The sequence below is a fragment of the Catenuloplanes indicus genome, from assembly GCF_030813715.1.
GTDB lineage: Bacteria > Actinomycetota > Actinomycetes > Mycobacteriales > Micromonosporaceae > Catenuloplanes > Catenuloplanes indicus.
The window spans coordinates 5,252,043-5,277,841 of sequence record NZ_JAUSUZ010000001.1; the positions used below are offsets into that span (position 1 = coordinate 5,252,043).

Consider the following 25,799-nt stretch of genomic DNA (forward strand, 5'->3'; position numbering starts at 1 on the left):
GTTCAATAGCCGTGCCACCGGGGTTCATACCGCCGCTGCTCGCGGGGCTGGTGGATGACGCGGCCCTGGCCACCGGCGGCACCACGCCGCTCGACACCACCGCGATCATCGACGCCGCGACGGTTCACCGTGAGCACGTCTCGGGGTGGTACGCACCGCTCGTCGGCCCACTGCTGATCCCCGCGTCCGCGGCCTCGGTGCTGCCGGCGACGGTGCCGGAGACGGAGAAGCCGCCGGAGATCGCGGTGCTCGCGGACACCGGACTGGACGGCTTTCTCGCGTCCCGGGAGCGGCTGGCCCGGCATTTCACGATCCGCCAGGTCGAGGTCGCGGTCGCGAAACGCGGCGAGGACCCGCAGCCGGGCCTGCACCGCCTGATCCGTGCGCTGGCCTCCGGTGCCGCGCCCCGGGGCTACGCGGAGATCCCGCTCAGCTGGGGCCTGCTCGGCGCGCTGGACACGGTTGCCTCGGCGCGTGCGGCTGGTGCACCGCTGGGTGCGAAGTTCCGCACCGGCGGACTCGCCGCGGAGCTGTTCCCGACGCCGGTCGAGCTGGCCGCGGTGATCAGTGCCTGCCGGGAGCGGGAGCTGCCGTTCAAGCTGACCGCCGGTCCGCACCACGCGCTGCGCAGCGCCGACCCGGAGACCGGTTTCGTGCATCACGGCTTCCTGAACGTGCTGGTCGGCACGCTGCTGGCGGTGGAGGGCGGTGAGGTCGCGGACGTGGCGGAGGCGCTGGCCGCGACCGATCCGGTGCGCCTCATCGAGCCGGTTCGCGCGAGGCAGGGCCGGCCGAGGCCGCTGTGGGAGGGTTTCGGCGCCGCGTCCGTGCTCGACCCGCTGACCGATCTGATCCGCTTCGGCCTGGTGGATGGCGGTTTCGATTAGTCGGATCGAAGGAATGCATGCCCACCGCCGTGACCGGGCCGCTACTCTGCGGCGTAAGGGGGAGGTGGGCCATGTCGACCGTCGCGGTCACCCAGACGATCAAGGCGCCGGCCGAGCAGGTGTGGCGTGTCTTCACCGATCTGCCGGGCCGCGCCGGATGGCTCTCCACGGTCGACCACGTCGAGGTGCTCACGCCCGGCGACCTGCGGGCCGGGTCGGTCTGGCAGGAGACGCGGCACATGCCGGACGGCGCGCACGTCACCGAGGAGTTCCGGGTCGAGGAGTGCGAGGCGGGCGCCCGGTTCGTGGTCCGCTCGCCCGGCATCGGCGCGGACTACCGGATGACGTACACGTTCACGCGGATCGAGGAGGGCCGGCACCGTGGCGAGACCGCGGTGACCGCGGTGCAGGAGGGGGCGCCGCTGGAACCGCGCGGCCGGCTACTGGCACTGTTCCTCGGCGGGCTCGCGGCGATGGTGTCCGAGGGGGCACTCCGGCAGGATCTGCACGATCTGGCGATCGCTGTCCGTCCCGTGCCCGCCGTCGGATAGTCACTGCCACGCCGGTACGACAGGAAGCACGGGCACGCTCACGGTAGGGTTCTCCGCGTGCGTGAGGAGGCGGGTAAGAAGAGCCGGGCCGTCTGGTGGCAGGCGTCGCTAGCGGCGTCCGTGCTGATCGTCCTGGGTGTGATCGCGGTCGTTCGGGTGCTCCCACCGGCCGAGGTGCTGACCGTGACGCCGGTCGCGAACGCCGCGCCGATCGTGCGGAAGACCGGCACCGCCGGCCTGCTCTACTCGGCGCCGCTGGTCGTGGACGGAGACATCCGGGTCTACGCGAGCACCCGGCAGGTGCGCGCGGACTCGCCCGCCGCCGCACGGACCGAGCGGACCCCGGCCTGGACGTTCCGGCGCTGGCCGCAGAGCGTGCTCGGGGTGGTCGAGGCCGGCGGCGTCGTGGTCAGCCGCTGGACGGACGGCGAGCTGGTCGGCATCCGCGCGAGCGACGGCGGGATCGCCTGGCGCGCGTCCGGACCGGAGTCGGCGCCGGACGCGGAACCGGCGACGCCGCGGCGTACCGGCGAGGAACTGGTCTGGACGCCGGCGGACCTCTACACGGCCGGTGACGAACTGGTCGTGGTGCGCGGCGCGGACACGGTTCGGGTCTTCGAGGTGGCCACCGGCCGGGAGCGGACGCCGCTCGGCGCGACCTGCGGCCCGGCTAGCTTCACCACCGCGACCGGCGGCTTCGCGTGCCGCACCGAGACCGGCCTGACCGTGTACGACCTGGCCGGTGGCGCCGCTCGCGAGTGGGTGGCGGCCGGCGCGGTGACCGCGGACTCGTGCCGGCTCGGCGCGTCCTCGTGCGCGCTGGTCCGGGACGGCGGCACGGCCTACCGGTTCACGGCCGACGGCGTGCTGGCCGCGCCGGCGGCGGACGCGCCGGGCGCGAAGGTGCTCGGCGAGGTGGTCTACACCACGGACGGCGCGCGCACCGCGACCGCGCGCAACCTGGTTACCGGCGCGGAGGTGTGGACCTGGCCGGGCCGTACCTGGGACGAGGAGCTGCGGGTGCTGGCCGTGCAGCCGGGCCGCGTGCACCTGCTCAACGCGGCGGACCGGCTGATCACGCTGGACGCGGCGACCGGCACCCAGATCTCGCTCTTCGCGTTCGGCGTGCCGACCTCGAAGACCGAGCCGACGCGCGAGCGGCACTGGACGCCGGGCACCGCGTACGCCACGGACGGCCTGGTCGTCGCCGTGCGCCGCAAGCTGAACGCGACGGACACCGCGGAGGACAAGGACTACTACTTCGCCGGCGAGGGCGTCGCGCTCGCGGTGAGCTGATCCCGGCGCCGGCTGTCGGCGCCGGGAGACAACCCGTGGGTCAGAGGGCGGCGGTGGCGGCTGCGAGGAACGCGTCGTTCTCCGCGGCGGTGCCGATCGTGACGCGCACGCCGTCGCCCTGGAACGGGCGCACGATCACACCGCGCGCCTCGCAGGCCGCGCCGAACGCGGCGGCACCGTCACCGAGCGGCAGCCAGACGAAGTTGGCCTGGCTGTTCGGCACGTCCTGACCCAGTTTGCGCAGCTCCGCGGTGAGCCGGTCGCGTTCGTCGACCACCAGCGCGCACCGGCGGCGCACCTCGTCCTCCTGCTGGAGCGCGGCCAGCGCGGCCGCCTGGGCCAGCAGGTTCGTGGAGAACGGCGTGGTCACCTTGCGGACCGCGGCCGCCACGTCGGGCGCCGCGACCAGGAAGCCGATCCGCAGCCCGGCCAGGCCCCACGCCTTGGAGAGCGTGCGAAGCACGGCCACGTTCGGCCGGTCCGCATAGGTGTCGATGCCGTCCGGCACATCCGGGTCCGTGTTGAACTCCCGGTACGCCTCGTCCAGCACCACCAGCACGTTCTCCGGCACCGCGTCGAGGAACCGGTCGATCTCCGGGCGGCGCAGGCTGGTGCCGGTCGGGTTGTTCGGGTTGCAGACGAAGACCAGCCGGGTCCGGTCGGTGATCGCGGCGGCCATCGCGTCCAGGTCGTGGCCGTGGCCGGGCGTGTTCGGCACGCGGACCGCGGTGGCACCGACCGAGGCGGCCACGATCGGGTACGCCTCGAACGACCGCCACGCGAAAATGATCTCGTCACCCGGCAGGCAGGTGGCGCGCGCCAGGTTCTCGCAGATCGCGACGGAGCCGCACCCGGTGACGAGCCGGTCCGCGGGTACGCCGTACCGCGCGGCCAGCCGGTCCCGCAGCTCGACCGCGGCCAGGTCCGGGTAGCGGTGCGTGCCGGCGGCGGCCGCGGTGATCGCCTCCACCACGCCGGGCAGCGGCCCGAACGGCACCTCGTTGCTGGCGAGCTTGATCGCTTCCGCCATGCCCAGGTCACGGGCCAGGTCGGCCGGGCTACGGCCGGGCACGTACGCCGGGATCGCGTCCAGGTCGGCGCGGGTCAGCCGGGTCATCGGTCACCTCCGGTGGTGTCGGTGCGGCTCTCGGGATCGGCCGGGGGTTGCGCGGTCGCGTTCCTCGGCAACTGGACCACCACGGTCTGCGCGACCCGGTCGTGCCAGGCGCGCTGCATGTGCCGGTCGAACAGCGGGGACAGCCCGTCCAGCAGCTGCCAGAGCAGTCCGATGCCGCAGCAGGACCAGAACAGCGTGGCGGTGCCGTAGAGGTTCCAGCGGCGGAACGCGCGGGCGAAGCCGGGCGTCCTGCCGTCCTGCAGACCGATGGTCTTGATGCCCATCAGCCGCTTGCCCACGGTCTGCCCGGAGTTCGCGATCTGCGGCACCTCGTAGGCGAACCACACCATCGCGGTGACCACGAGCATCGCCAGTTGCAGGAAGCTGAACCGGTCGGAGGCGGTCGGCATCACCGGGTTCTCGCCGCGCTCGGTGGCGGCGATGTACTCGGCGGCCTGCGGCAGGTAGACCTGCAACTCCTGGGCGAACTGCACCAGGAACCACGAGTTCGCGATCAGCACCAGCACGGCGAGCAGGCCGAGGTCGATCAGCCGGGCCACGAAGCGGGCGCCGTAGCCGGCCAGCGGCATCCCGTGCGGCAGCACCGGCGCCGGTGGCCAGCCGGGCGGCGGGTAACCGGGGTGCCAGCCGGGCGGCGGCACGCCCTGCGGCCAGCCGGGCGGCGGCGAACCCGGCGGCGGACCCTGGGGCCAGCCCGGCGGCGGCGCGGCCGGCGGACGACCGGGGTAGGGCCGCGGGGGCGTGGCGGTCCGGTCGACGGGCCAGCCCTGCGGCCCGCCGTCGCGGGCCGGTGGCGTGCCGTCGACGCCGGTCGTGGGCGCGGCCGGTGGGAGAGCCGGCTCCGGTGGCGGCGGCCCGTCCGGCGGGGTCACGTCCGCCGGCAGCGCCGCGCCCAGCCAGCCCTCCCCGTCCCACCAGCGCTGGGTGGCCGGGTCCGCGGGATCCTTGTACCAGCCGGGGGCGATATCGCTCACTGGAACACCCCGCCGGGCATCGCTGTGCTGCTCACCGGAGAAACCTTAACCACCGTGGTCGACGCTGCCTTGTCGTGGAGGCACTGCTGCCACGGCTTGTCCCACAGTTGCCACAGCCCGTCGAGGTAGGGACCGCCCGGCACCATGCCCATGCCGATCGTCGCGCCCCAGCGCTTGACCGCGTCGCCGCGGCTGATGCCCTGCCCGGGCAGCTGGCCGACCCGCACGATGTGCAGCTTCAGAAACCGCTTGCCCAGCGTCTGACCGCTCCGCAGCACGAACTCGACGTGGTAGAGGTAACTGAGCAGCAGACCCAGAACGAACGCGACGCCGAACGAGATGAAGACCGACGCGAAGTAACCGGGGGCGGCCTCCGGGTCGGTGGTGCCGTCCGGCCTGATCATCGCCAGCGCCTGGGAGGTCACGTAGATGATCAGCGGAATCGTGTAGATCATCGCGGCGGCGCCGAGGACCACCGTGTCGATCAGGTACGCGGCGAGCCGCTCGCCGAACGGAGCCAGCACGGGTGTCGGTGCGGAATATCCGGGATGACCGGTATATGCGGGAGGGGGACCCGAGTACGGCGGATTCACCGGCACAGTCTCCCAGGTCGCGCTGAGGAATGGCGGTGAGCTACCGGACCAGCACGTCCATCAGCCGCTCCAGCTCCGCCGCCGGGTCCGCGGTCAGCCCGGTGTGTACCGGCCCGGTCTGGATGATCGTGCTGCGCGGCGCGGTCAGCCAGCGGAAACGCTCGCCCGGCCGCATGCCTGCGGCCGGTCCGCAGACCGCGTCACCGGCCGTGGTGACCTCGAACGAGCGCAGCGCGCCGAGCACCGCGTCCGCGTCGACGGTACGGTCCAGCGCACGCAGCCGGTCGAGGTCCAGCGCGGTGCGCGCGGCCAGGAAGCCGGTGCGCTGGCAGTAGAGGATCACGCCGACGTTGATCTGCTCGCCGCGTTCGATCCGGGGCAGCACGCGGACCACCGCGTACTCGAAGAGCTGCCGGTCGGTCACTTCGCCACCCCCGCCGGCAGCCATGCGTCCCGGCCGGCCGCGCGGGCCAGCAGATGATCGCGGTACGCCGTGCGCACCCCGTCCGGCGTGGCGAGCAGTGGGTCCTCGCTGTCCGGCGCGGCCAGCCAGCCGTCGGGCACCAGCGCCAGCACGTCGGTCAGCAGCTCGCGGGTGATCTGCGGCCCGAGCGAGGCGTCGGCCTCGGCGAGCCGGGTGGCGTATGGCGCGAGCACGTGGTCGTCCCCCTTGAACGGCCGGTGCACCACCGCACCGGCCCGCGGCCAGTTGTGGTGGAAGTAGAGCGCGGCACCGTGGTCGATCAGCCACAGCTTGCCGTGCGCCCAGGTCAGCATGTTCGGGTTGCGCCAGGAGCGGTCCACGTTCTCCACGAACGCGTCGAACCAGACGATCCGCGAGGCCAGCAGCGGGTCGATCGGGTGGGCGAGCGGGTCGAAGTTGAGCGCGCCGGGCAGGAAGTCCATCCCGAGGTTGTCGCCGCCGGAGTGCTTGAGCAGCTCCTGGATCTCCTGGTCCGGTTCGGCGCGGGCGATCACCGGGTCCAGCTCCAGCACCACCAGCTCCGGCACCGGCAGGCCGAGGCGGCGGGCCAGCTCACCCGCGATCACCTCCGCGACCAGTGCCTTCGGACCCTGACCGGCACCGCGGAACTTGACCACGTAGGTGCCGAGGTCGTCGGCCTCGATCACGCCGGGCAGTGATCCACCTTCACGGAGCGGTGTGACGTACCGCGTCCCGACAACTCGGCGAAGCATGGTGATCAGCTTAGAGCGCGTACCGCATGGAGGGTTTTGACTTTATTTGTTATGGACAGGCGGGAATTGTCCAAGCGGGCCATGGAAAGATCGCGTGGTTAGCGTGGGCGCGTGGCGAACGGCCGGCGTCCCTGCATCAGGTGCTGGCTGATCCTTGCCGTCATCGCGCTGGTCACGCTCGCGCTGACCAACGTCTGGAACCCATGGCCCGGTATGTGGGCCTGGGTGAACCAGAGCGGCACGCTCGCCGAGCCGGCCCCGCTCTGGCAGCAGCGGGTCGGCGCGCTGCCGCGGACGGTCACGATCGCCGGTAGCGCCGTGATCGTCGACCGGGGCGACGCGGTCGAGGGGCGCGCGCTCGCCACCGGCGGTGTGGCCTGGGAGAAGACCGGGATCAGCTGGAACGCGGTGGCCGGTGACGGCGCCGGCGCGGTGGTGCTGACCGGCGAGCTGCTCACCAAGGGTTACCAGGTGCTCAACCCCGGCGACGGCAGCGTGCTGCGGACCAGCACGGACGCGGTGGGCGTGTGGACGTACCGGAATCTGGTGATCGACGTCCGGTGTTTCGCGGCGAAGGACTGCGTGCTGTCCGCGTTCGACCCGCGCGGGACCGCGCCGCGCTGGTCGACGGACCTGCCCGGCATCCAGGTCGGCCTGAACGCGGACAACCCGAGATCCTTCGGTACGGAACTGCTGACCGCGCCCCGGGTCAGCGCGGACGCGGCCGGCCCGCAGCCCGCGCCCGGCCTGCTGGGGCTGCCGATCGACGGCAAGGTGTTCGTGGTGGAGACCGGCACCGGCCGGGTCGCCCGGGTCGCGGACCCGGGCCGCGAGGAGCGGGTGACCACCGCGGGCGGCCGGGTGATCCGGGTGCTCGCCCAGTCCGCGGACGGCACCTGCTACTTCACGGTCACCGGGCACGAGGCCGGCACCGGCCGGGAGGTCTGGCGGCAGACCGCGCTGAACCTGCGCACCACGGAGAGCGCGGGCTGTGCGCAGCGCTCGGATCCGCGCGGCGGCCGCAACGTGGTGCTCGGCGTGGCACCGGACCGCCGCGAGGTGATCGTGGACATGTACGACGGCCGCCTGCTGTGGACCGGCGACCCGGGTGACCGGGTGCTCTCGGTGGACGACCAGTTCGTGGCCGTGCACTCCGAGGACGGCCGGCGGCTGCGCGGGTACGTGCTGGGCGAGGACCGGGTGGCCTGGTCGCGCGACGCGGACGCGGACACCCGCGCCGCGATCGCCCGGTACGCGGTGATCGTGGTCGAGCAGGACCCGGACCGGGTGATCGCGCTCGCACCGGCCAGCGGTGCCGTGCTGGCCGAGGTGCGGTCCGGTGCGGACGTGCTCGCGGCCGGCCCGGCCGGATTGATCATCGGGGACGGTCGTGACATCGGTTACGTGCCCTACGGGTCGCAACTTGCCGATGGTGGGACTTCCGACCAAACGGACGCCGGCGCGGTGTGCACGGACCCGGCACAGCCCAATTGCGGCCTCTCCGGCAAGTAGCCACGGACCGGTCACCGAACCCGCGCCCGGACTGGCCTAGGCTTGCGGCTCATGAGCAGTGCCGCCGCCTTCTCCCATGCCCCCCTGCTGCCGCTCGGGGAAGACCTGACTGAATACCGCCTGGTGAGCGACGAGGGTATCGACGTCGTCAACGGGCCGGGCGGGCGCCGCTTCCTGACCATAGAGTCGTCCGTGCTGACCCAGCTGACCACGGAGGCGATGCACGACATCGCCCACTACCTGCGCCCGGCGCACCTGACCCAGCTGCGGTCCATCATCGACGACCCGGCCGCCTCGCCGAACGACCGCTTCGTCGCCACCGACCTGCTGCGCAACGCGAACATCGCGGCCGGCGGCGTGCTGCCGATGTGCCAGGACACCGGCACCGCGATCGTGATGGGCAAGCGCGGCCGGCACGTCCTGACGGACGGGCTGGACGAGGAGGCGATCGCGCGCGGCGTCTACGACGCGTACACCCGGCTCAACCTGCGCTACTCCCAGCTCGCGCCGCTGACCATGTGGGACGAGAAGAACACCGGCACCAATCTGCCGGCGCAGATCGAGCTGTACGCGGAGGATCCGGGCGGGCAGCCGGACGCGTACAAGTTCCTGTTCATGGCCAAGGGCGGCGGTTCGGCCAACAAGTCGTACCTCTACCAGGAGACCAAGGCACTGCTGAACCCGACGCGGATGATGCAGTTCCTGGAGGAGAAGCTGCGCCTGATCGGCACCGCGGCCTGCCCGCCGTACCACCTGGCGATCGTGATCGGCGGCACCTCCGCGGAGCACGCGCTGAAGACCGCGAAGCTGGCCAGTGCTAAGTACCTGGACACGCTGCCCACGTCCGGTTCGATGCTGGCGCACGGCTTCCGTGACGTGCAGCTCGAGGCCGAGGTGCTGGAGCTGACCCGCCAGTTCGGCATCGGCGCGCAGTTCGGCGGCCGCTACTTCTGTCACGACGTGCGCGTGGTCCGGCTGCCCCGGCACGGCGCGTCCTGCCCGGTCGCGATCGCGGTGTCCTGCTCCGCGGACCGGCAGGCGGTCGCCAAGATCACTCCGTCCGGCGTGTGGCTGGAGCGGCTGGAGACCGACCCGGCCCGCTTCCTGCCGGACGTCACGGACGAGACGCTGGAGACGGACCAGGTCGTCAAGGTGGACCTGAACCGCCCGATGGACGAGATCCGCGCGGAGCTGTCCCGCTACCCGGTCAAGACCCGGCTGTCGCTGACCGGGCCGCTGGTGGTGGCGCGCGACATCGCGCACGCGAAGATCGCCGAGCTGCTGGACGCGGGCGGCGCCATGCCGCAGTACATGCGCGACCACGCGGTTTACTACGCCGGACCGGCGAAGACTCCCGAGGGGTATGCGTCCGGCTCGTTCGGCCCGACCACGGCCGGCCGGATGGACGCCTACGTGGAGAAGTTCCAGGCCGCGGGCGGCAGCATGGTGATGCTGGCGAAGGGCAACCGCTCACGTGGCGTGACCGAGGCCTGCCACCGGTACGGCGGCTTCTACCTCGGCTCGATCGGTGGCCCGGCCGCGCGCCTGGCCCAGGACTGCATCCGCCATGTCGAGGTGCTCGAATACCCCGAGCTGGGCATGGAGGCGGTCTGGAAGATCGAGGTGGAGGACTTCCCGGCGTTCATCGTGGTGGACGACAAGGGCAACGACTTCTTCGCCGAGGTTACCAAGCCGGTCCTGACCGTGGGTCGTCGGTAACTCGTCGTGACGTATTGGTCGCATGCCCGCCCGGTCGTGGTGACGCGCGGACGGGCAGGCGACCACCCCCGATGTGATCTTGCAAGACGTGTTCGCACATCCGCAGCCATAGCCTGCCGTACGGCGCTTCCGAATCGCTGCCGTTCTGCTCTCATGGCAAATGATCGGGTGAGCAGCGTATCGCCGGAGCGTGGCCGCTTCGCCGCGCACGACGCTCCCGTTTCGGGAGAGCTACATTTCTGCTCGGCGAGGCACGTCCGGGAGTGGCGATGTGGTTTGGCATCCTAGGTCCGCTGCGGGCCACCAACGGCGGGGTCGACGCGCCGGTCGCGGCCGGGCGGGACCGGGTGGTGCTCGCCATGCTGCTGCTCAACTCGCTGCACGTGGTCTCGATCGACCAGCTGGTCGACGCGCTGTGGGACTCCGCACCACCGGCCACCGCGCGCGGCCAGCTGCAGAGCAGCGTCTCCCGGATCCGCCGCGCGTTCGCCGAGGCCGGCCTGCCCGCCGAGCTGATCGTCACGGACCCGGCCGGCTATCGCCTGGTGGCCGATCCGGAGCAGGTCGACGTGAACGTCTTCGACCGCCGTCTCGCCCAGGCCCGGCTCGCGGTGGAGAAGGAGGAGTGGTCCGAGGCGCGGGAGCACTTCCGGGCCGCGCTCGCGCTCTGGAAGGGGCCGGCGCTGGCCGGCATCACCAGCCCGGCCGTGCGCCGCGCCGCCGCCGCGCTGGACGAGCAGCGGCTGCTGGCGATCGAGGACACGTTCGACGTGGAGCTGCGGCTCGGCCTGGAACGGGACGCGATCGGCGGGCTGACCGGCCTGGTCGAGCGGCACCCACTGCGGGAACGACTGCGCGGGCAACTGATGATCGCGCTCTACCGGGCCGGACGGCAGGCGGACGCGCTCGCGGTCTACCGGGACGCGCGCGAGGCGCTCGCCGGTGAGCTGGGCATCGAGCCCGGGCCGGCGCTGCGCGAGGTGCACCGCGCCATCCTGACCGGCGAGGTGGAGACGGCGGCCGCGCCGCGGGAGGTCACGCTGCCGGTGCGCGCGCTGCCGCGTACCGTCGCGGACTTCACCGGCCGGGCCGAGGCGGTCGACCGGCTGGTCCGCGCGGTCGAGGAGGCCGACTTCGACGGCCCGGTCATCCAGGTGATCGACGGTATGGCCGGCAGCGGCAAGACCACGCTGGCCGTGCACGTGGCGAACCTGGTGGCGCCGCGCTACCCGGACGCACAGCTCTTCATCGACCTGCACGGGCACAGCCTGCGCCGGCCGCTGGACGCGTCCGCCGCGCTGGTCACGTTGCTGCGGCAGCTCGGCCTCCCGGGCGACCGGATCCCGATCGACATGGACGACCGGGTCGCGCTCTGGCGCAGCGAGCTGGCCGCCCGCCGCGCGCTGGTGGTGCTGGACAACGTGGCCAGCACCGCGCAGATCGCACCGCTGCTGCCGGCGTCCGCGGGCAGCCTCGCGCTGATCACCAGCCGACGCCGGCTGCTCGGGCTGGACGCGGTGCGGCCGGAGTCACTGCCGGTGCTCTCCGAGTCCGAGGCGATCGACCTGCTGGCCCGGATCGCCGGGGACCGGGTCCGCGCGGAGCCGGAGGCGGCGGCCGAGGTGGTGCGCTGCTGCGGGCACCTGCCGCTGGCGATCCGGCTGGCCGCGGCCCGGCTCGCGCACCGTCCACGGTGGCGGGTCGCGGACCTGGCCCGGCGGCTGGCCGGCCGGTCCGCGCTGCCCGAGCTGGCGGCCGAGGAACGTACCGTGGCCAGTGCTTTCGACCTGTCCTATGCGCACCTGCCGGCCGTCGCGCAGCGCGTGTTCCGGCTGCTCGGACTGCACCCGGGCGAGCGGTTCGACGCGTTCACCACGGCCGCGCTGGCCGGGCTGCCGCTGGACGACGCGCAGGACGTGCTGGACGACCTGGTCGACTGGCACCTGGTCGAGGAGCCGCAGGCCGGGCGCTACCGGCTGCACGACCTGATGCGCGAGTTCGCGTCCGGGCTGGCCGCACGCGACCCGCTGCCGGAACGGCACGCCGCGGTCGGCCGGCTGCTCGACTTCTACCTGCACGCGGCGGACGCGTCCACGGTCGGCATGGAGGCGCACAGCTCCGGCGACGTGCGCGGCTGGGGCCCGGCGCAGCGGCCGGACCTGGTCGAGGCGCTGCCCAGCAAGCTGCGCTGGCTGGAGGACGAGCGAGCCGCGCTGGTCGCACTGGCGGATCGGGCGATCGGCGCGGGGCACGCGCACTACGCCTGGTGGCTGGCGCGGGCGGCGTGGCGGTTCCTGTACGTCAACGCGTACCACGACGACCTGATCGTGCTGCACGAGCGCGGTCTGGCCGCCGCGATGCTGGCCGGTGACGACGCGGCCGTGGCGCAGGTGCTCAACTACCTGGCCTCGTCCTACTACCGCACCGGGCGCTACCAGGACGCGGTCACGCACCTGACCGAGGCACTGCGGCTGCGGGAACGGCTCGGCGACGACCGGGGCATGGCCACCACCCGCGGCAACCTCTCCGCGGTGCAGCTGATGATGGGCCTGCTGCCGGAGGCGCTGGCGAACGCGCGCGCGGCATACGCGGTCTGGGAGCGGGTCGGCGACGACCGGGGCCGCATGCTGCACCTGCCGAAGATGGGCTTCGTCGCCGCGATGATGGGCCGGTACGAGGAGGCGCTGCACTACCACCGTCGCCACCTGCTGCTCGCCTGCGAGCGCCGGGACCAGCACAACGTCTCGGTCGCGCTGGGCCACATCGGCGCGGTCCGGGTGCGGATGGGCGCACCCGACGCGGCGGCCCGCTGCCTCGCCGCCGCGCTGCGCCGGCAGCGGGGGATCCCGTACAACGAGGCCGAAGTGCTCAACGACCTCGGCACCGCGCGCCGCCTCCAGGGCCGGCTGGCCGAGGCGGAGCAGCACCACCAGGAGGCGCTGCGGATCATGCGGACCGTCGGTGACCGGCACGGCGAGGCGATGGTCGGCAACGATCTCGCCGCCACGCTCGGCGCCGCCGGTGCGCCGGAGGCCGCGGTCGAGGCGTACCGGCGCTCGCTGGCCGTCTCCGTGCAGATCGGGCACCGGTACGAGCAGGCCCGCGCGCTGGCCGGGCTCGGTTCCTGCCTGCGTGATCCGGAGGAGGCCCGCACGCACCGCGATCGCGCCGCGCTGATCTTCGCGGAGATGGGCGTGGCCCAGATCAACGGCGAACCCGCTCCCGCCGAGGGAGGATGAACCGGTGACTGCCAACGAGAGTGGATACCGAATCGAGCGCGACACCATGGGCGAGGTCCGGGTGCCGGTGGACGCGCTGTGGCGGGCCCAGACGCAGCGGGCCGTGGAGAACTTCCCGATCTCCGGACGCGGCCTGGAGCCGGCCCACATCCGCGCGCTCGCGCAGATCAAGGGCGCGGCCGCGGCGGTGAACGCGGAGCTCGGCGTGATCGACGCGGACGTGGCCAAGGCGATCGGCGCCGCGGCCGCGCACGTGGCGGACGGCGGATACGACGACCAGTTCCCGATCGACGTGTTCCAGACCGGGTCGGGCACCTCGTCCAACATGAACACCAACGAGGTCATCGCCACGCTGGCCGCCCGTGAGCTGGGCCGCGACGTGCACCCGAACGACCACGTGAACGCGTCCCAGTCCAGCAACGACGTGTTCCCCTCCTCGATCCACCTGGCCGCCACGCACGCGGTGGTCAACGACCTGATCCCGGCGCTGGCGTACCTCGGCGACGCGCTGGCCGCCAAGGCCGCGGAGTGGGAGACCACCGTCAAGTCGGGCCGCACCCACCTGATGGACGCCACGCCGGTGACGCTCGGCCAGGAGTTCTCCGGATACACCGCGCAGGTGCGGTACGGCATCGAGCGCCTGGAGTCCGCGCTGCCCCGGCTGGCCGAGCTGCCGCTCGGTGGCACCGCGGTCGGCACCGGCGTGAACACGCCGCCCGGCTTCGCACCCGCCGTCATCGAGAAGCTGCGCGCGGCCACCGGACTGCCGCTGAGCGAGGCCCGTGACCACTTCGAGGCGCAGGGTGCGCGGGACGCGCTGGTCGAGACGTCCGGCCAGGTGCGCACGATCGCGGCCGGCCTTTACAAGATCGCCAACGACATCCGCTGGATGGGCTCCGGGCCGCGCGCCGGCCTGCGCGAGCTGCGCCTGCCCGACCTCCAGCCCGGCTCGTCGATCATGCCGGGCAAGGTGAACCCGGTGGTGCCGGAGGCGGTCCGCCAGGTCGTGGCGCAGGTGATCGGCAACGACGCGGCCGTCGCGTTCGCCGGCACCCAGGGCGACTTCGAGCTGAATGTGATGCTCCCGGTGATGGGCCGCAACCTGCTGGAGTCGATCAAGCTGGTGGCGAACGTGGCCCGGCTGCTGGCCGACCGCTGCGTGGCCGGTCTGGAGGCCGACGCCGAGGTCACCCGCGGTTACGCGGAGGGCTCGCCGTCGATCGTCACGCCGCTCAACCGCTACCTCGGGTACGACGAGGCCGCGTCGATCGCGAAGGCCGCGCTGAAGGACAACAAGACGATCCGCGAGGTGGTCGTCGAGCGCGGGCACGTGGCGTCCGGAAAGCTCACGGAGGAGCAGTTGGACACGGCTCTGGACGTTCTGCGCATGACGCGCCCTTAGTCGGTATCGACTGCTACGCCTGTGTAAAGAATTTGTGCTTGCCTCTATTCGAATCCATCGAGATCGGGTGGGATGCTTCCAGGCCGTCATCGACGGCCGTCTCGACTCTCGAGAGGAAGCAGGATGGTGAGCAGACGCTTCACCGCCGGCTCGGTCGCGACCGTGACCGGGCTGGCGTTGGTGCTGGCGGTCCCCGCCGGAGCGGCCACCGCCGCACCGGCCGCGGCAGCCGCGGCCGAATACACGGTGGTGGCGGAGGACGGTGTCTCCACCGCCGCGGCCACCGCGGCGATCGCGGCCGCCGGCGGCACGGTGGTCGAGAGCAACGACAGCGTCGGTACGTTCACGGTGACCGCCGGTGCGGCCGACTTCGCGGCGAAGGCCGCGGCCTCGACCGCGCTGATCGGCGCGTCCAGCAGCGACCGCGCGATCGGCAAGGCGCCCAAGCTCGACCTGGTCGAGCAGGAGGCACTGCTGGCACCCGCGTCCCGGGCCGCGGCCAAGCGCGGCGGCCACGGCGGCCCGAAGCTAGACCCGCTGGACGACAAGCTCTGGGGTCTGGAGCAGGTCCGCTCCGACGACGCCCGCCGGGTGGAGCCGGGCGACCGCGGTGTGACCGTCGGCATCCTGGACACCGGCGTGGACGCGAGCAACCCCGACATCGCGGCGAACTTCAGCTGGAAGCTGTCCCGCAACTTCGCGCGCGACATCCCGGACATCGACGGTGAGTGCGAGGTGACCGGCTGCCTCGACCCGGTCGGCACGGACGACGGCGGTCACGGCACGCACGTCGCCGGCACGGTCGGCGCGGCGGTCAACGGCTCCGGCATCTCCGGCGTGGCGCCGAACGTCACGCTGGTCGAGCTGAAGGGCGGCCAGGACTCCGGCTACTTCTTCCTGGAGTCGGTCGTCAACGCGCTGACCTACGCGGGCGACGCCGGACTGGACGTGGTCAACATGTCCTTCTACATCGACCCGTGGCTGTACAACTGCCTCGGCAACCCAGCCGACTCGGCCGCCGAGCAGGCGGAGCAGCGGGCCACCATCACCGCGGTCCGGCGTGCGCTGACCTACGCGCACAACAAGGGCGTGACGCTGGTCGGCTCGCTCGGCAACAACCACGAGGACCTGGGCAACCCGCGGCCGGACGCGTCCAGCCCGAACTACCCGGGTGGCACCGAGCGGCCGCGCGTGATCGACAACGCGACGTGCTTCGACCTGCCGGTCGAGGGCCCGTTCGTGATCGGCGTGTCCGCGACCGGTCCGTCCGGCCGCAAGTCCGACTACTCGAACTGGGGTGCGGAGCAGATCTCCGTCGCCGCGCCGGGTGGCTGGGCCACGGACACGCAGGGCACCGGGGACACGTTCGCCAACCGGATCCTCTCGGCGTACCCGCTGAAGGTGCTGCAGGAGATCGGCCGGGTGGACGCGGACGGCAACATCGTCCCCGGCTTCGAGAACCGCGTGTTCAAGGACTGCACCAAGGCCGGCAAGTGCGGGTACTACACCTACCTGCAGGGCACGTCGATGGCGTCGCCGCACGCCTCCGGGGTGGCCGGGCTGATCGTGTCGAAGTTCGGCACGCCGGACTGGCGCCGTGGCGGGCTGACGCTCCCGCCGAACTGGGTCGAGCAGCACCTCTACCGCACCGCGGCGGAGCAGGCCTGCCCGACGCCGGCGCTGATCAGCTACGCCGAGGTCGGCCAGTCGGCCGAATACGACGCGCTGTGCACCGGCACGAAGAACTTCAACAGCATCTGGGGGTACGGGATCGTGGACGCCTACAAGGCCGTCACCACCCCGCTCCAGCCCTGGGTGAAGCCGTAGGGACCTAGTCAAGATCATTCACTGGTACGATGGCCGGTCCCCGCGACACGGGGACCGGCCGTTACCCTTGCAGGGTGACACTCCGCTTGTATGACACCGCGACCCGCTCGGTGCGGGACTTCGTCCCGCGGTCACCCGGCAAGGTCGGGATCTACCTGTGTGGTCTCACCGTCCAGTCCCCACCGCACATCGGCCACCTTCGCTCCGGTGTGAACTACGACGTGCTCCGCCGCTGGCTGATCCGGTCCGGGTTCGAGGTGACGTTCGTCCGCAACGTGACGGACATCGACGACAAGATCCTCGCCAAGTCGACCGAGCAGGACCGGCCGTTCTGGGCCATCGCGTACGAGAACGAGGTCAAGCTCGCCGCGGCGTACCGGTCACTCAACGTGCTGCCGCCGACCTACGAGCCGCGCGCCACCGGGCACATCCCGGAGATCCAGCAGATCATCGCGCGGCTGATCGAGGGCGGGCATGCGTACCCGGCGGCCGACGGCTGCGGCGACGTCTACTTCTCGGTGCGCAGCTTCCCGGCGTACGGTGCGCTCTCCGGCCAGCACCCCGACGACATGCAGGAGGCGGCGGACAGCGAGGCGCGAGCCAAGCGCGACGCCCGCGACTTCGCGCTGTGGAAGGGCGTGAAGGAGTCCGAGCCGCTCGCCGGCAGCTGGCCGTCGCCGTGGGGCCGCGGCCGTCCCGGCTGGCACATCGAGTGCTCCGCCATGTCCTGGCGCTACCTCGGCGAGGCCTTCGACATCCACGGCGGCGGGCTGGACCTGCAGTTCCCGCACCACGAGAACGAGATCGCCCAGTCCCGGGCCGCGGGTTACGGGTTCGCCGGCTACTGGGTGCACCACGGCCTGCTCAACCTGGGCGCGTCGAAGATGAGCAAGTCCCTGGGCAACGTGCTCGACCTCGACTACGTGGCCGGCCTCGGCGTGCGCCCGGTCGAGCTGCGTTACTACCAGGCGCAGCCGCACTACCGGTCGGCCATCGACTACTCGGACGACGCACTCCGCGAGGCCGCGGTGGCGTACCGGCGGATCGAGGGCTTCGTCCAGCGCGCCACCGAGCTGACCGGCGCGGGTGAGCTGGGCGACATCCCACCCGCGTTCGCGGCCGCGATGGACGATGATCTGAACACGTCCGCGGCGCTCGCGGTCGTGCACGAGTCGATGACCCGCGGCAACACCGCGCTCAGCGCCGGCGACAAGACCGTGGCCGCCACCGCGCTGGCCGAGGTGCGCGCCATGCTGGACGTGTTCGGCGTCGATCCGCTCGACCCGGCCTGGCAGGCCGGGAACGGTGGCGGCGACCTCCGTCAGGTGGTCGACTCGCTGGTCGCGCTCGCGCTCGAGCAGCGCACCGCCGCGCGGGGACGCAAGGACTGGCAGGCCGCCGACGCCGTGCGTGACCAGCTGAAGAACGCCGGCGTCGTGGTGGAGGACACCCCGGCCGGCCCACGATGGACCATTGGGGAGCAGCACTGATGCCGGGCAACTCGCAGCGCAGGAACAAGCGCGTCACGCCGAAGAAGGGCGCCGCGGGCGGCTCCGGCGGAAAGAACCGTGCCGGGCTGGCCGGCCGCGGCCGCACGCTGCCGGCGGACGAGCGTCCCTGGCACAAGGGCTACTCCGGCACCGAGCAGCTGCCCGAGAAGACCGCGCGCAAGCAGGAGAAGGAGCGCCGGGCCGCGGCCGCCGAGGGCCGCGCGCCCAAGATCGGCGTTCCCGGCAGCAAGGACACCACCTGGGGTAAGAACGGCTCCGGCCGGGGCGCCCCGGCGTCCACCCGCGGCGCGTTCGCCGGTGGCCGCGGCGGTGGCAAGGTCGGCGCGCGCGGTCCGCGGATCGCACCGGGCCGCCGCTCCACCCCGCCGAAGGACTCGCCCGAGCTGCTGGTCGGCCGCAACCCGGTGGTCGAGGCGCTGCGCTCCGGCGTGCCCGCGACCGCGCTCTACGTGGCCCAGGGCATCGAGATGGACGAGCGGGTCCGCGAGGCCGTCCGCACCTGCGCCGACAAGGGCATCGCGATCATGGAGGTGAGCCGGGCCGAGCTGGACCGGATCACCGGCGGCGTGCTGCACCAGGGCATCGGCGTGCAGGTGCCGCCGTTCGCCTACGAGGACTTCTCCGACATGGTCGCGGCGGCGCTGGAGCAGACCGCGCCGTTGCTGGTCGCGCTGGACGGCGTCACCGACCCGCGCAACCTCGGCGCCGTGATCCGGTCCGCGGCCGCGTTCGGCGCGCACGGCATCTTCGTGCCGGAGCGTCGCGCCGCCGGGATCACCGCGACCGCGTGGCGTACCAGCGCCGGTGCGGCCGCCCGCCTCCCGGTCGCCCAGGTGACCAACCTGACCCGCGCGATCAAGGCGTGCCAGCAGGAAGGTTTCATGGCGATCGGGCTGGACGCGGACGGCGCCACCGACGTCTACAACCTGGAGGTCGCCACCGGCCCGACCATCGTGGTGGTCGGCTCCGAGGGTCGCGGGCTGTCCCGGCTCGTCGGCGAGACGTGCGACCTGCGCGTCTCGATCCCGATGGCCTCGGACGTGGAATCGCTGAACGCCTCGGTCGCCGCCGCGGTCGCGCTCTCCGAGATCACCCGCCGACGCAACGCCTGACCTGCGCGGAGTCGCTACCATGCGAGGCTGATCACGTGCGGTGGCGAAGGGGCGGGGCATGAGCGACGGGACGTACGGGCTGGGGGTCGACCTCGGCACGTCCAACACGGTCGCGGTGCTGCGTACCCCGGACGGGCGGACCCGTCCGCTGCTGTTCGACGGGCAGCCGATCATGCCCTCCGGCGTCTACCTGGACCCGGAGGGCCGGCTGCACGTCGGACGGGACGCGCAGCGCCTCGCCCAGGCCGACCCGGCGCGGTACGAGCCGAACCCGAAACGCCGCATCGACGAGACCTCGGTGCTGCTCGGCGACCGTGAGATCCCGGTGGTCGACCTGCTGGCGGCCGTGCTCGGCGCGGTCGCCCGGGCCGCGGTGGAGGCGGTCGGCTTCCTGCCACCGGCGATGCTCACCCACCCGGCGGCGTGGGGTCCGGTCCGGCGTGCCACGCTGGCCGAGGCGGTGGCCCGCGCGGGCTGGCCGCCGGTCGCGGCCGCACCCGGGCAGCCCGGTACCCGGTTCACGCCGGAGCCGGTCGCGGCCGCGCGGTACTTCGCGGAGGTGCTGCACCGCCCGGTGCCGGCCGGGTCCGCGCTCGCGGTCTTCGACTTCGGCGGCGGCACGCTGGACGTCGCGGTGGTCCGCAATGACGGCCTCGGCCCGTCCGGCCGGCCGGTCTTCTCCGTGGTCAGCTCCGGCGGCGTCGCCGACCTCGGCGGCCTGGACCTGGACGCGGCCCTGGTCGACCACGTCGGCCGTACCCTGACCGGCCCGGCGCCACAGCCCGGCCCACACGCCACACGGGGCGGCTCGGCCACGCCGGGTGCCGCGGTCACCACCGGCGGCCCGCAGGCGGCGTCCACCGGCCCGGAGATCTCGCCGGACGGCCCGACCCAGCGGCTGGATCTCGCCGCCGCGCAGGCCTGGCAGGCGCTGACCCAGCCGGCCACCGTGACCCAGTGGCGCAACCGCCGCCAGCTCTGGGACGACGTGCGCGGCGCCAAGGAGATGCTGTCCCGCGCCACGGTCGCGCCGATCGCGGTGCCGGGCGTCGAACGCGCGGTACACCTGACCCGCGAGGAACTGGAGCACGTCGTCACGCCGCTGCTGCGCCGGGGCGTGCACGAGACCGCGGGCGTGATCCGGGCCGCCGGGGTCACCCCCGATCGGCTGGCCGGCCTGTTCCTGGTCGGCGGCTCCTCCCGCGTACCCATGGTGGGCCGCCTTCTGCACTCCGACCTGCACATCCCACCGACCGTGCTGGAACAGCCGGAACTGCCGGTCGCCGAGGGCGCGCTGGCCGAGCTGCTCGCCACCATCCCGGCGCAGTCACCCGCTCCGCCGGTCACCTCGGCGCCGCCGGTGTCCTCCGCCCCGGTCTCGCCGACCGCGATGATCCCCGGTGCCGTTCCTGGCGGTCCGCCGCCGGTGAAGCGACCGCGCCGATCGCTCGTGCCGGTGGCCGTGGCCGCCGCCGTCGCGCTGGTCGTGCTGGTCACCGCCGGGACGCTGATCTACCTGAGCCCGTGGAGCCGCGTCGCACCGGTCGCCTTCGCCGACCTGACCGAGGGAACGCTGATCCCCGCGGTCCCCGACGAGCCGGACAGTACGGTCTTCGAGGTCTTCACCGACGTCGTCGGCGACCGCGCGTACGTCGCCGCCCAGCGCGACGACAAGACCCTGGAGATCGCCGGCGTCGGCCTGGACGGCACGGAGGTCTGGCGCCGGACCACCGACAGGGCCACCGCGTTCACGTGGCAGAGCATTCACGCGACCGACCGGTACGTGATCGCGAACGGCGACGGCAGCAGCGAGCAGCCCCGGCCGCTGGTCGCCTGGGACCGCGACGGCGAGCCGCTCTGGCAGGAGCAAATCGCGTCGCAGGACCTGATCTGGCTCTTCAACGACGTGCTGGTGGTCGCCCGGGACGAGGAGCGGCAGCTGATCGGCTACCGGCTGGCCGACGGCGAGGTGGCCTGGGACATGCCGATCCCGCGCGGTGAGTTCTCCGACTACTACCGGGTGGTTCTGATCGCCTCGCCCGGCGACCGCACCGGCCCCGCGGCCGCCGGTGGCACGCCGTTCGGCTGGAACGCGGACGCCGACCAGCGGCTCGTGCTGATCACCGCGGACCAGCGCGCTCAGGTGATCAACGTCGACGACGGCTCGGTGGCCGCGTCCGGCACGGTGGACGTGGAGCCGTCCAGCCTGAGCCCGAGCCTCGGCGTGCAGATGGTCGCGGACTCGAGGCAGCTCTACATCGGCACCACCGGGGATCGCTACCGCATCGAGGCGTACGACCTGACCACGTTCGGCACCGCGCAGGTGGTCTACAACGACACCGCGGGCCGCACGCTGAAGACGCTCACGCTGTGCGGTGACGGCCGGCTGTGCCTTGCCGACCTCGCGGACGAGGGCACCGACCAGGTGGCGGTCTACGACGTCGCCGACGGCGGGAAGCAGGTGATGCGGGTGGACGCGCCGGGCCTCACCGGGCTCACCGACACCGGCGCGATCGTCCCGTCCGGCACCGGCCTGCTGTTGTGGCACAGACCGAAGGACGGGGCGTACCGGACCGCGCTCTACGACGACGCCGGCGACCGGATCTTCGAGTGGAACGGCGTCGCGGCCCGCGTCAACGCACGCAGCTTTCTGATCTTCGATCGCGAGCCGGCCGGTGACGCGCCCAGCACCGAGGGGGTGCCGCTCTCCGCGACCGTCGACAACGGCGACGCGCCGCAGCAGATCGGCACGCTGCCGGCCGTGCGGCTCGGCACCTGCTCGTGGAACGAGACCACGATCATCTGCGGCAGCGGCCCCAACGGCTTCCGCATCCAGCGGTTCGCGGAGGACTGACGGACGGAACCGGTCAGGACGAGCGGGCGGTGGCGTCCGTGGCCGTCGACGGGGCGAGGCGGCGGCGGATCACGTGCAGGGCGAGCAGTGCGTAGCCGGCCAGGATCGGCACCATGATCGCCTGGATCAGGTAGCCGATCGCGATGGTCAACCCCAGTACGCCCGCGCTCGCGGCCGGCACCGCCGGCCGCGCGACCACGAGCCGGCCCGCCTCCCGGAGGGCCACGCGCCAGCCGGTGCCGGGCCCGTCCGGACCAGCCGCGGCGGTGGCGCGGCCGAGCTCGACCACGACCATGCCCGCGAAGCCGGCCCCGGCCAGGCCGAGCAGCAGCGTCGCCCAGATCAGCGGGCGGCCGCCGGGGACCAGGCCGACGCTGAGCGCATGCACGTTGAGCCGGATCAGCACGCCGAACGCGACCACGGCCAGCAGCGGTGGGATGCCGGGCAGCAGGCCGCGGGCGAAGACGCGCGCGGTCTGCCGTACCCCCGGGAATCGCTCTTGATCTGTGTATGTCGCGACCGCCGCGGACGCCGCGCCGGCCGCGGCACCCGCGGTGACGACCGGGAGTGCGGCTACCGTCATCACGATCCCGGTCAGGGCCAGGTCGGAGGCGGCGCGGAGGGTGTCCCGCCAGTCGCGCTGGATCGGCTGCGGGGGTTGTCCGGGCTCCGGAGACTGAGGGTCGGTCGTCCGCAGCCTCCGGAGGTCATCCATGGTGGATCACTAACCCTTCAGGCCGCTGGTGTTGATCCCCTCGACCAGCATCCGCTGGAACGCGACGAAGAACAGGAACACCGGCAGCAGCGACAGTACGGACATGGCGAACATCGCGCCGAGCGAGCTCTGCCCGGTCGAGTCGATGAACAGCCGCAGCGCGATCGGGACCGTGTAGTCCTCCAGGTCGTTCAGGTAGACCAGCTGGGTGAAGAAGTCGTTCCAGGTCCAGATGAACGAGAAGATCGCGGTGGTGACCAGCGCGGGGCGGCTCAGCGGCAGGATCACGTGCCAGAACACGCCGTACGGCGAGCAGCCGTCGATCGTCGCGGCCTCGTCCAGGTCGCGCGGGATGCCGCGCATGAACTGGACCATCAGGAACACGAAGAACGCCTCGGTGGCCAGCGCCTTCGGCACGATCAGCGGCAGCAGCGGGGTGTCGATCCAGCCGAGCGTGTTGAACACGATGTACTGCGGGATGATCAGCACGTCGCCGGGGAGTAGCAGCGTACCGATCATGATGGCGAACCAGAATCCGCGCATCGGGAACCGCAGCCGGGCGAACGCGTACGCCGCGACCAGGCAGGACACCGCGTTCGCGACCACGGTGAGCAGTGCGATCACGCTGCTGTTGATGAAGAACCGGGTGAAGCTGACGTCAAAGCTGTTCCAGCCGGCCGTGTAGTGCGACGCGGTGAACTCGGTCGGCAGCACGGAGATGTTGCTGGCGATCTCCGCATCCGACTTGAACGACGAGCCGATCACCCATGCCAGCGGGTAGAGCACCAGCAGCAGGCCGGCGATCAGCACGGCCAGCCGGACGGCCTGACCGATCGTGAACCGGTTCCTTCGGATGGTGGCGAGCCGGGCCACGGCGGGAGCGGTCATCGGTCATTCCCATCGGCGTAGTGCACCCAGAACCGGCCGGTGCTGAACAGGACCACGGTGAGGATGCCGATCGCCGCGAGGAACACCCAGGCCAGCGCGGACGCGTACCCCATCTCGAATTCGGCGAAGCCGCGCTTGTAGAGGTAGAGCGTGTAGAGCAGCGTCGAGTCGACCGGGCCGCCGGTGCCGTTGCTGACCACGAACGCGGACGTGAAGCCCTGGAATCCGCGGATCGTCTCCAGCACCAGGTTGAAGAAGATCACCGGCGACAGCATCGGCATGGTGACGTGCCAGAACTGCCGCGACGGGCTGGCCCCGTCGACGGACGCGGCCTCGTACAGCTCGACCGGCACCTGCTTGAGCCCGGCCAGGAAGATCACCATGGGCGCGCCGAACTGCCAGACACCCAGGATGATCAGGGTGCCGAGCGCGTAGTCCGGGTCGTTCACCCAGGCCTGCCCGGTGATACCGAAGAAGGCCAGGAACTCGTTGACCGCACCGTCGCCGGCGAACAGCGCGCTCCACACCAGCGCGAGCGCCACGCTGCCGCCGAGCAGCGACGGCAGGTAGAACAGGCCGCGGAACAGGCCGACGCCGCGCCAGGCTCGGTTGAGCAGCAGCGCGACCGCGAGCGCGGCGGCGAGTTTGAGCGGCACCATGACCAGCGCGTAGACGAGCGTCACCGTGACCGCGCGGTAGAACTGCGGGTCGCCGGTGAACATCTCCCGGTAGTTCTCCAGCCCGATCCACTCGACGTCCTCCCAGCTGGAGAAGACCGAGTAGTCGGTGAAGCTGAGGTAGAGCGACAGCAGCATCGGGATGGCGGTGACGCCCATCAGGCCGAGCAGCCAGGGGGACAGGAATACGTAACCGGCGACGCCCTGCCGACCGTGCCCGCCACCGGGCCCCCGCTGCTTGCCTGCGGCGGGGGCCCGTCGACCGGGCTGCTCGGGGACGACCGGGGCGGATGCCGTGGTCAGTGCCACGAGCGTGCCTCCTTCTCCACGTGCGCGAGCGGTACGTCAGGCGAGCTTGCTCGCGGCCTGGGTGAGGAAGTCCTGTGCGGCCTGGGCCGGGGTGGCCTTGCCGTACTGGACGCTCTCCGCGATGGACACCAGCAGCGTGCGGATCGCGGCGTGGCCCTTCGGCGGCGGCGTGGGCGCGGCGCCGAACTTCGGCGTGATCTCGGTCTCGAACGCCAGCGACGCCTTCTGGTTCGCGTCGGTCAGCGTGGCTTCGACCTCCTTGCGAAGATCCAGGTTCGGCGTGATGCCGCGCTCGATGCCGAGCGTCTTCGCGGCGGTGGCGTCGTTGACGAAGTAGTTGATCACGTCGGCGACCACGTCCGGATACTTCGTCTTGGCCGAGCCGGACCAGTACATCGAGGCGCGCGCCCACTGGCCCTTCGGGTCACCCGGGTACGCCATCAGCCCGAGCTCGTCCTTGGTGTTCTTGGACAGCGCGGCCAGCTGGTTCGACCAGACCCAGCTGGTGGCGGCCTTGCCGGTGACCACGAGCTGCTTGCTGGCGTCCGAGCTGTTGCCCTCGTGGATCACGTCCGCGGTCGGGGTGGCGCCCTGATCACGCGCACCCTTCCACAGCTCGAACCAGCGGGTCAGGTCCTCGGCGGTGAAGCCCAGCTCCTTGCCGTTGTAGAACTCCTTGCCCTGCTGGCGCAGCCACACCCAGAGCGCCTTGTAGTCCGCGCTCGGGTCCATCGTGCCGGGCAGCTTGCCGCCGGACCTGGTGCTGACCTCCTTGGCCCAGGCGATGAACGCTTCCCAGGTCATGCCGGTGGTCGGCTCGGCGACGCCGAACTCCTTGAGCTTGGTCCTGTTGTAAATGAGGCCGGGCGTGTTCTCCGCCAGCGCGACACCGGCCTGCTCGCCGTCGACCACGCCGTACCTCGCGAGGCTCTCCGGGAACTTGGACAGGTCGAGCGTCTTGTCCTCCACGTACGGCGTGAGGTCCAGCGTGACCTTGCGCTCGGCCAGCTCGGACAGCATGTTGTCGTCGAGCTGGAAGATGTCCGGCGCGTTCCCGCCGGCCGCCTGCGTGGACAGCTTGTCCAGGTAGCCCTGGTTGCCCTGGAACGTGGTCACGAACGTGACGTTCGGGTGCGCGGCGGTGTAGGCGTCGAGCACCTTCTTGGTGGTCTCGGCGCGCGAGTCGTCGCCCCACCAGAAGACGCTGAGCTCAACCTTCTCGTTCGGGTCGGTGCCCGCGTCGTCGTTGCCGCCACCGCACGCGGCGGCGCCGAATATCAGGGGAAGCGCGACCGCGGTCGCGGCCAAGCCGCGAAGAACACGACCGGCTTTGCGGGTACGGTGAGTGCGCGCGGGCAGCGCGCTCTCCGGATGTGTGGCGGGGTGCATTTCTGCGCT

20 protein-coding genes are annotated in these 25,799 nt (G+C 72.1%); 11 read left to right on the forward strand and 9 right to left on the reverse strand.

Features of this window, described 5'->3' with window-relative positions:
* Positions 1 to 26: 26 nt before the first annotated feature.
* From J2S42_RS23725 to J2S42_RS23735, 3 genes are all read left to right on the forward strand, one after another.
* A complete protein-coding gene (locus J2S42_RS23725) occupies positions 27 to 887 on the forward strand; it encodes a hypothetical protein (RefSeq protein WP_307248975.1) in 861 nt (286 codons plus the stop codon).
* A gap of 71 nt (positions 888 to 958) precedes the next feature.
* A complete protein-coding gene (locus tag J2S42_RS23730; RefSeq protein ID WP_307242510.1) occupies positions 959 to 1,438 on the forward strand; it encodes an SRPBCC family protein in 480 nt (159 codons plus the stop codon).
* 57 nt (positions 1,439 to 1,495) lie between these two features.
* Complete coding sequence (locus J2S42_RS23735) at positions 1,496 to 2,734, forward strand: PQQ-binding-like beta-propeller repeat protein (RefSeq protein WP_307242512.1); 1,239 nt, start codon at positions 1,496 to 1,498, stop codon at positions 2,732 to 2,734.
* A 40-nt stretch (positions 2,735 to 2,774) separates the two neighbouring features.
* Here J2S42_RS23735 and hisC read toward each other — a convergent pair whose 3' ends face one another.
* The 5 genes from hisC to J2S42_RS23760 all read right to left on the reverse strand — a co-directional run bounded on the left by hisC (position 2,775) and on the right by J2S42_RS23760 (position 6,636).
* Positions 2,775 to 3,851, reverse strand: coding sequence for a histidinol-phosphate transaminase (hisC, locus tag J2S42_RS23740; RefSeq protein ID WP_307242513.1), 1,077 nt, complete (start codon positions 3,849 to 3,851; stop codon positions 2,775 to 2,777).
* On the reverse strand, positions 3,848 to 4,846 hold the full coding sequence (locus tag J2S42_RS23745; RefSeq protein ID WP_307242515.1) for an RDD family protein: 999 nt from the start codon (positions 4,844 to 4,846) through the stop codon (positions 3,848 to 3,850). Before J2S42_RS23745 ends, hisC begins: the two co-directional genes overlap by 4 nt.
* Positions 4,843 to 5,370: an RDD family protein gene (locus J2S42_RS23750; protein WP_307242517.1), complete on the reverse strand. Its 528-nt coding sequence runs from the start codon at positions 5,368 to 5,370 to the stop codon at positions 4,843 to 4,845. Before J2S42_RS23750 ends, J2S42_RS23745 begins: the two co-directional genes overlap by 4 nt.
* Positions 5,371 to 5,479: 109 nt before the next feature.
* Positions 5,480 to 5,863, reverse strand: a complete 384-nt coding sequence (locus tag J2S42_RS23755; protein WP_307242518.1) for a DUF3037 domain-containing protein — start codon at positions 5,861 to 5,863, stop codon at positions 5,480 to 5,482.
* A complete protein-coding gene (locus tag J2S42_RS23760) occupies positions 5,860 to 6,636 on the reverse strand; it encodes a HipA family kinase (protein WP_307242520.1) in 777 nt (258 codons plus the stop codon). Before J2S42_RS23760 ends, J2S42_RS23755 begins: the two co-directional genes overlap by 4 nt.
* Positions 6,637 to 6,747: 111 nt before the next feature.
* Here J2S42_RS23760 and J2S42_RS23765 point away from each other — a divergent pair, with 111 nt between their 5' ends.
* The 8 genes from J2S42_RS23765 (at position 6,748) to J2S42_RS23800 (ending at position 21,812) form a co-directional block, all read left to right on the forward strand.
* Positions 6,748 to 8,148, forward strand: coding sequence for a PQQ-binding-like beta-propeller repeat protein (locus tag J2S42_RS23765; protein ID WP_307242522.1), 1,401 nt, complete (start codon positions 6,748 to 6,750; stop codon positions 8,146 to 8,148).
* Positions 8,149 to 8,199: 51 nt separating this feature from the next.
* The gene (locus J2S42_RS23770) at positions 8,200 to 9,867 is read left to right on the forward strand and encodes a fumarate hydratase (protein ID WP_307242524.1); all 1,668 of its coding nucleotides are present in this window, start codon (positions 8,200 to 8,202) and stop codon (positions 9,865 to 9,867) included.
* Positions 9,868 to 10,136: 269 nt separating this feature from the next.
* Positions 10,137 to 13,106, forward strand: a complete 2,970-nt coding sequence (locus J2S42_RS23775) for an AfsR/SARP family transcriptional regulator (protein ID WP_307242526.1) — start codon at positions 10,137 to 10,139, stop codon at positions 13,104 to 13,106.
* Between the two features lie 4 nt (positions 13,107 to 13,110).
* The gene (locus J2S42_RS23780) at positions 13,111 to 14,508 is read left to right on the forward strand and encodes a class II fumarate hydratase (protein WP_307242528.1); all 1,398 of its coding nucleotides are present in this window, start codon (positions 13,111 to 13,113) and stop codon (positions 14,506 to 14,508) included.
* Between the two features lie 126 nt (positions 14,509 to 14,634).
* Positions 14,635 to 16,335 (forward strand): S8 family serine peptidase, encoded by a 1,701-nt coding sequence (locus J2S42_RS23785; protein WP_307248977.1) that lies wholly within the window; start codon positions 14,635 to 14,637, stop codon positions 16,333 to 16,335.
* Positions 16,336 to 16,409: 74 nt separating this feature from the next.
* Positions 16,410 to 17,825, forward strand: a complete 1,416-nt coding sequence (gene cysS, locus J2S42_RS23790) for a cysteine--tRNA ligase (protein WP_307242530.1) — start codon at positions 16,410 to 16,412, stop codon at positions 17,823 to 17,825.
* Complete coding sequence (gene rlmB / locus J2S42_RS23795; protein WP_307242532.1) at positions 17,825 to 18,958, forward strand: 23S rRNA (guanosine(2251)-2'-O)-methyltransferase RlmB; 1,134 nt, start codon at positions 17,825 to 17,827, stop codon at positions 18,956 to 18,958. The genes cysS and rlmB overlap by 1 nt, the downstream gene beginning before the upstream one ends.
* A 58-nt stretch (positions 18,959 to 19,016) precedes the next feature.
* On the forward strand, positions 19,017 to 21,812 hold the full coding sequence (locus tag J2S42_RS23800; protein ID WP_307242534.1) for an Hsp70 family protein: 2,796 nt from the start codon (positions 19,017 to 19,019) through the stop codon (positions 21,810 to 21,812).
* Positions 21,813 to 21,825: 13 nt separating this feature from the next.
* Here the strand turns inward: J2S42_RS23800 and J2S42_RS23805 are convergent, their stop codons facing one another.
* Genes J2S42_RS23805 through J2S42_RS23820 form a run of 4 tightly spaced genes read right to left on the reverse strand, consistent with a single transcriptional unit; the run spans position 21,826 to position 25,790 of the window.
* Complete coding sequence (locus J2S42_RS23805) at positions 21,826 to 22,527, reverse strand: hypothetical protein (protein WP_307242535.1); 702 nt, start codon at positions 22,525 to 22,527, stop codon at positions 21,826 to 21,828.
* 9 nt (positions 22,528 to 22,536) lie between these two features.
* Positions 22,537 to 23,415 (reverse strand): carbohydrate ABC transporter permease, encoded by an 879-nt coding sequence (locus J2S42_RS23810; RefSeq protein WP_307242537.1) that lies wholly within the window; start codon positions 23,413 to 23,415, stop codon positions 22,537 to 22,539.
* Complete coding sequence (locus tag J2S42_RS23815; RefSeq protein WP_307242540.1) at positions 23,412 to 24,401, reverse strand: carbohydrate ABC transporter permease; 990 nt, start codon at positions 24,399 to 24,401, stop codon at positions 23,412 to 23,414. The genes J2S42_RS23810 and J2S42_RS23815 overlap by 4 nt, the downstream gene beginning before the upstream one ends.
* A 36-nt stretch (positions 24,402 to 24,437) precedes the next feature.
* Positions 24,438 to 25,790: an ABC transporter substrate-binding protein gene (locus tag J2S42_RS23820; protein WP_307242542.1), complete on the reverse strand. Its 1,353-nt coding sequence runs from the start codon at positions 25,788 to 25,790 to the stop codon at positions 24,438 to 24,440.
* Between the last annotated feature and the right edge of the window lie 9 nt (positions 25,791 to 25,799).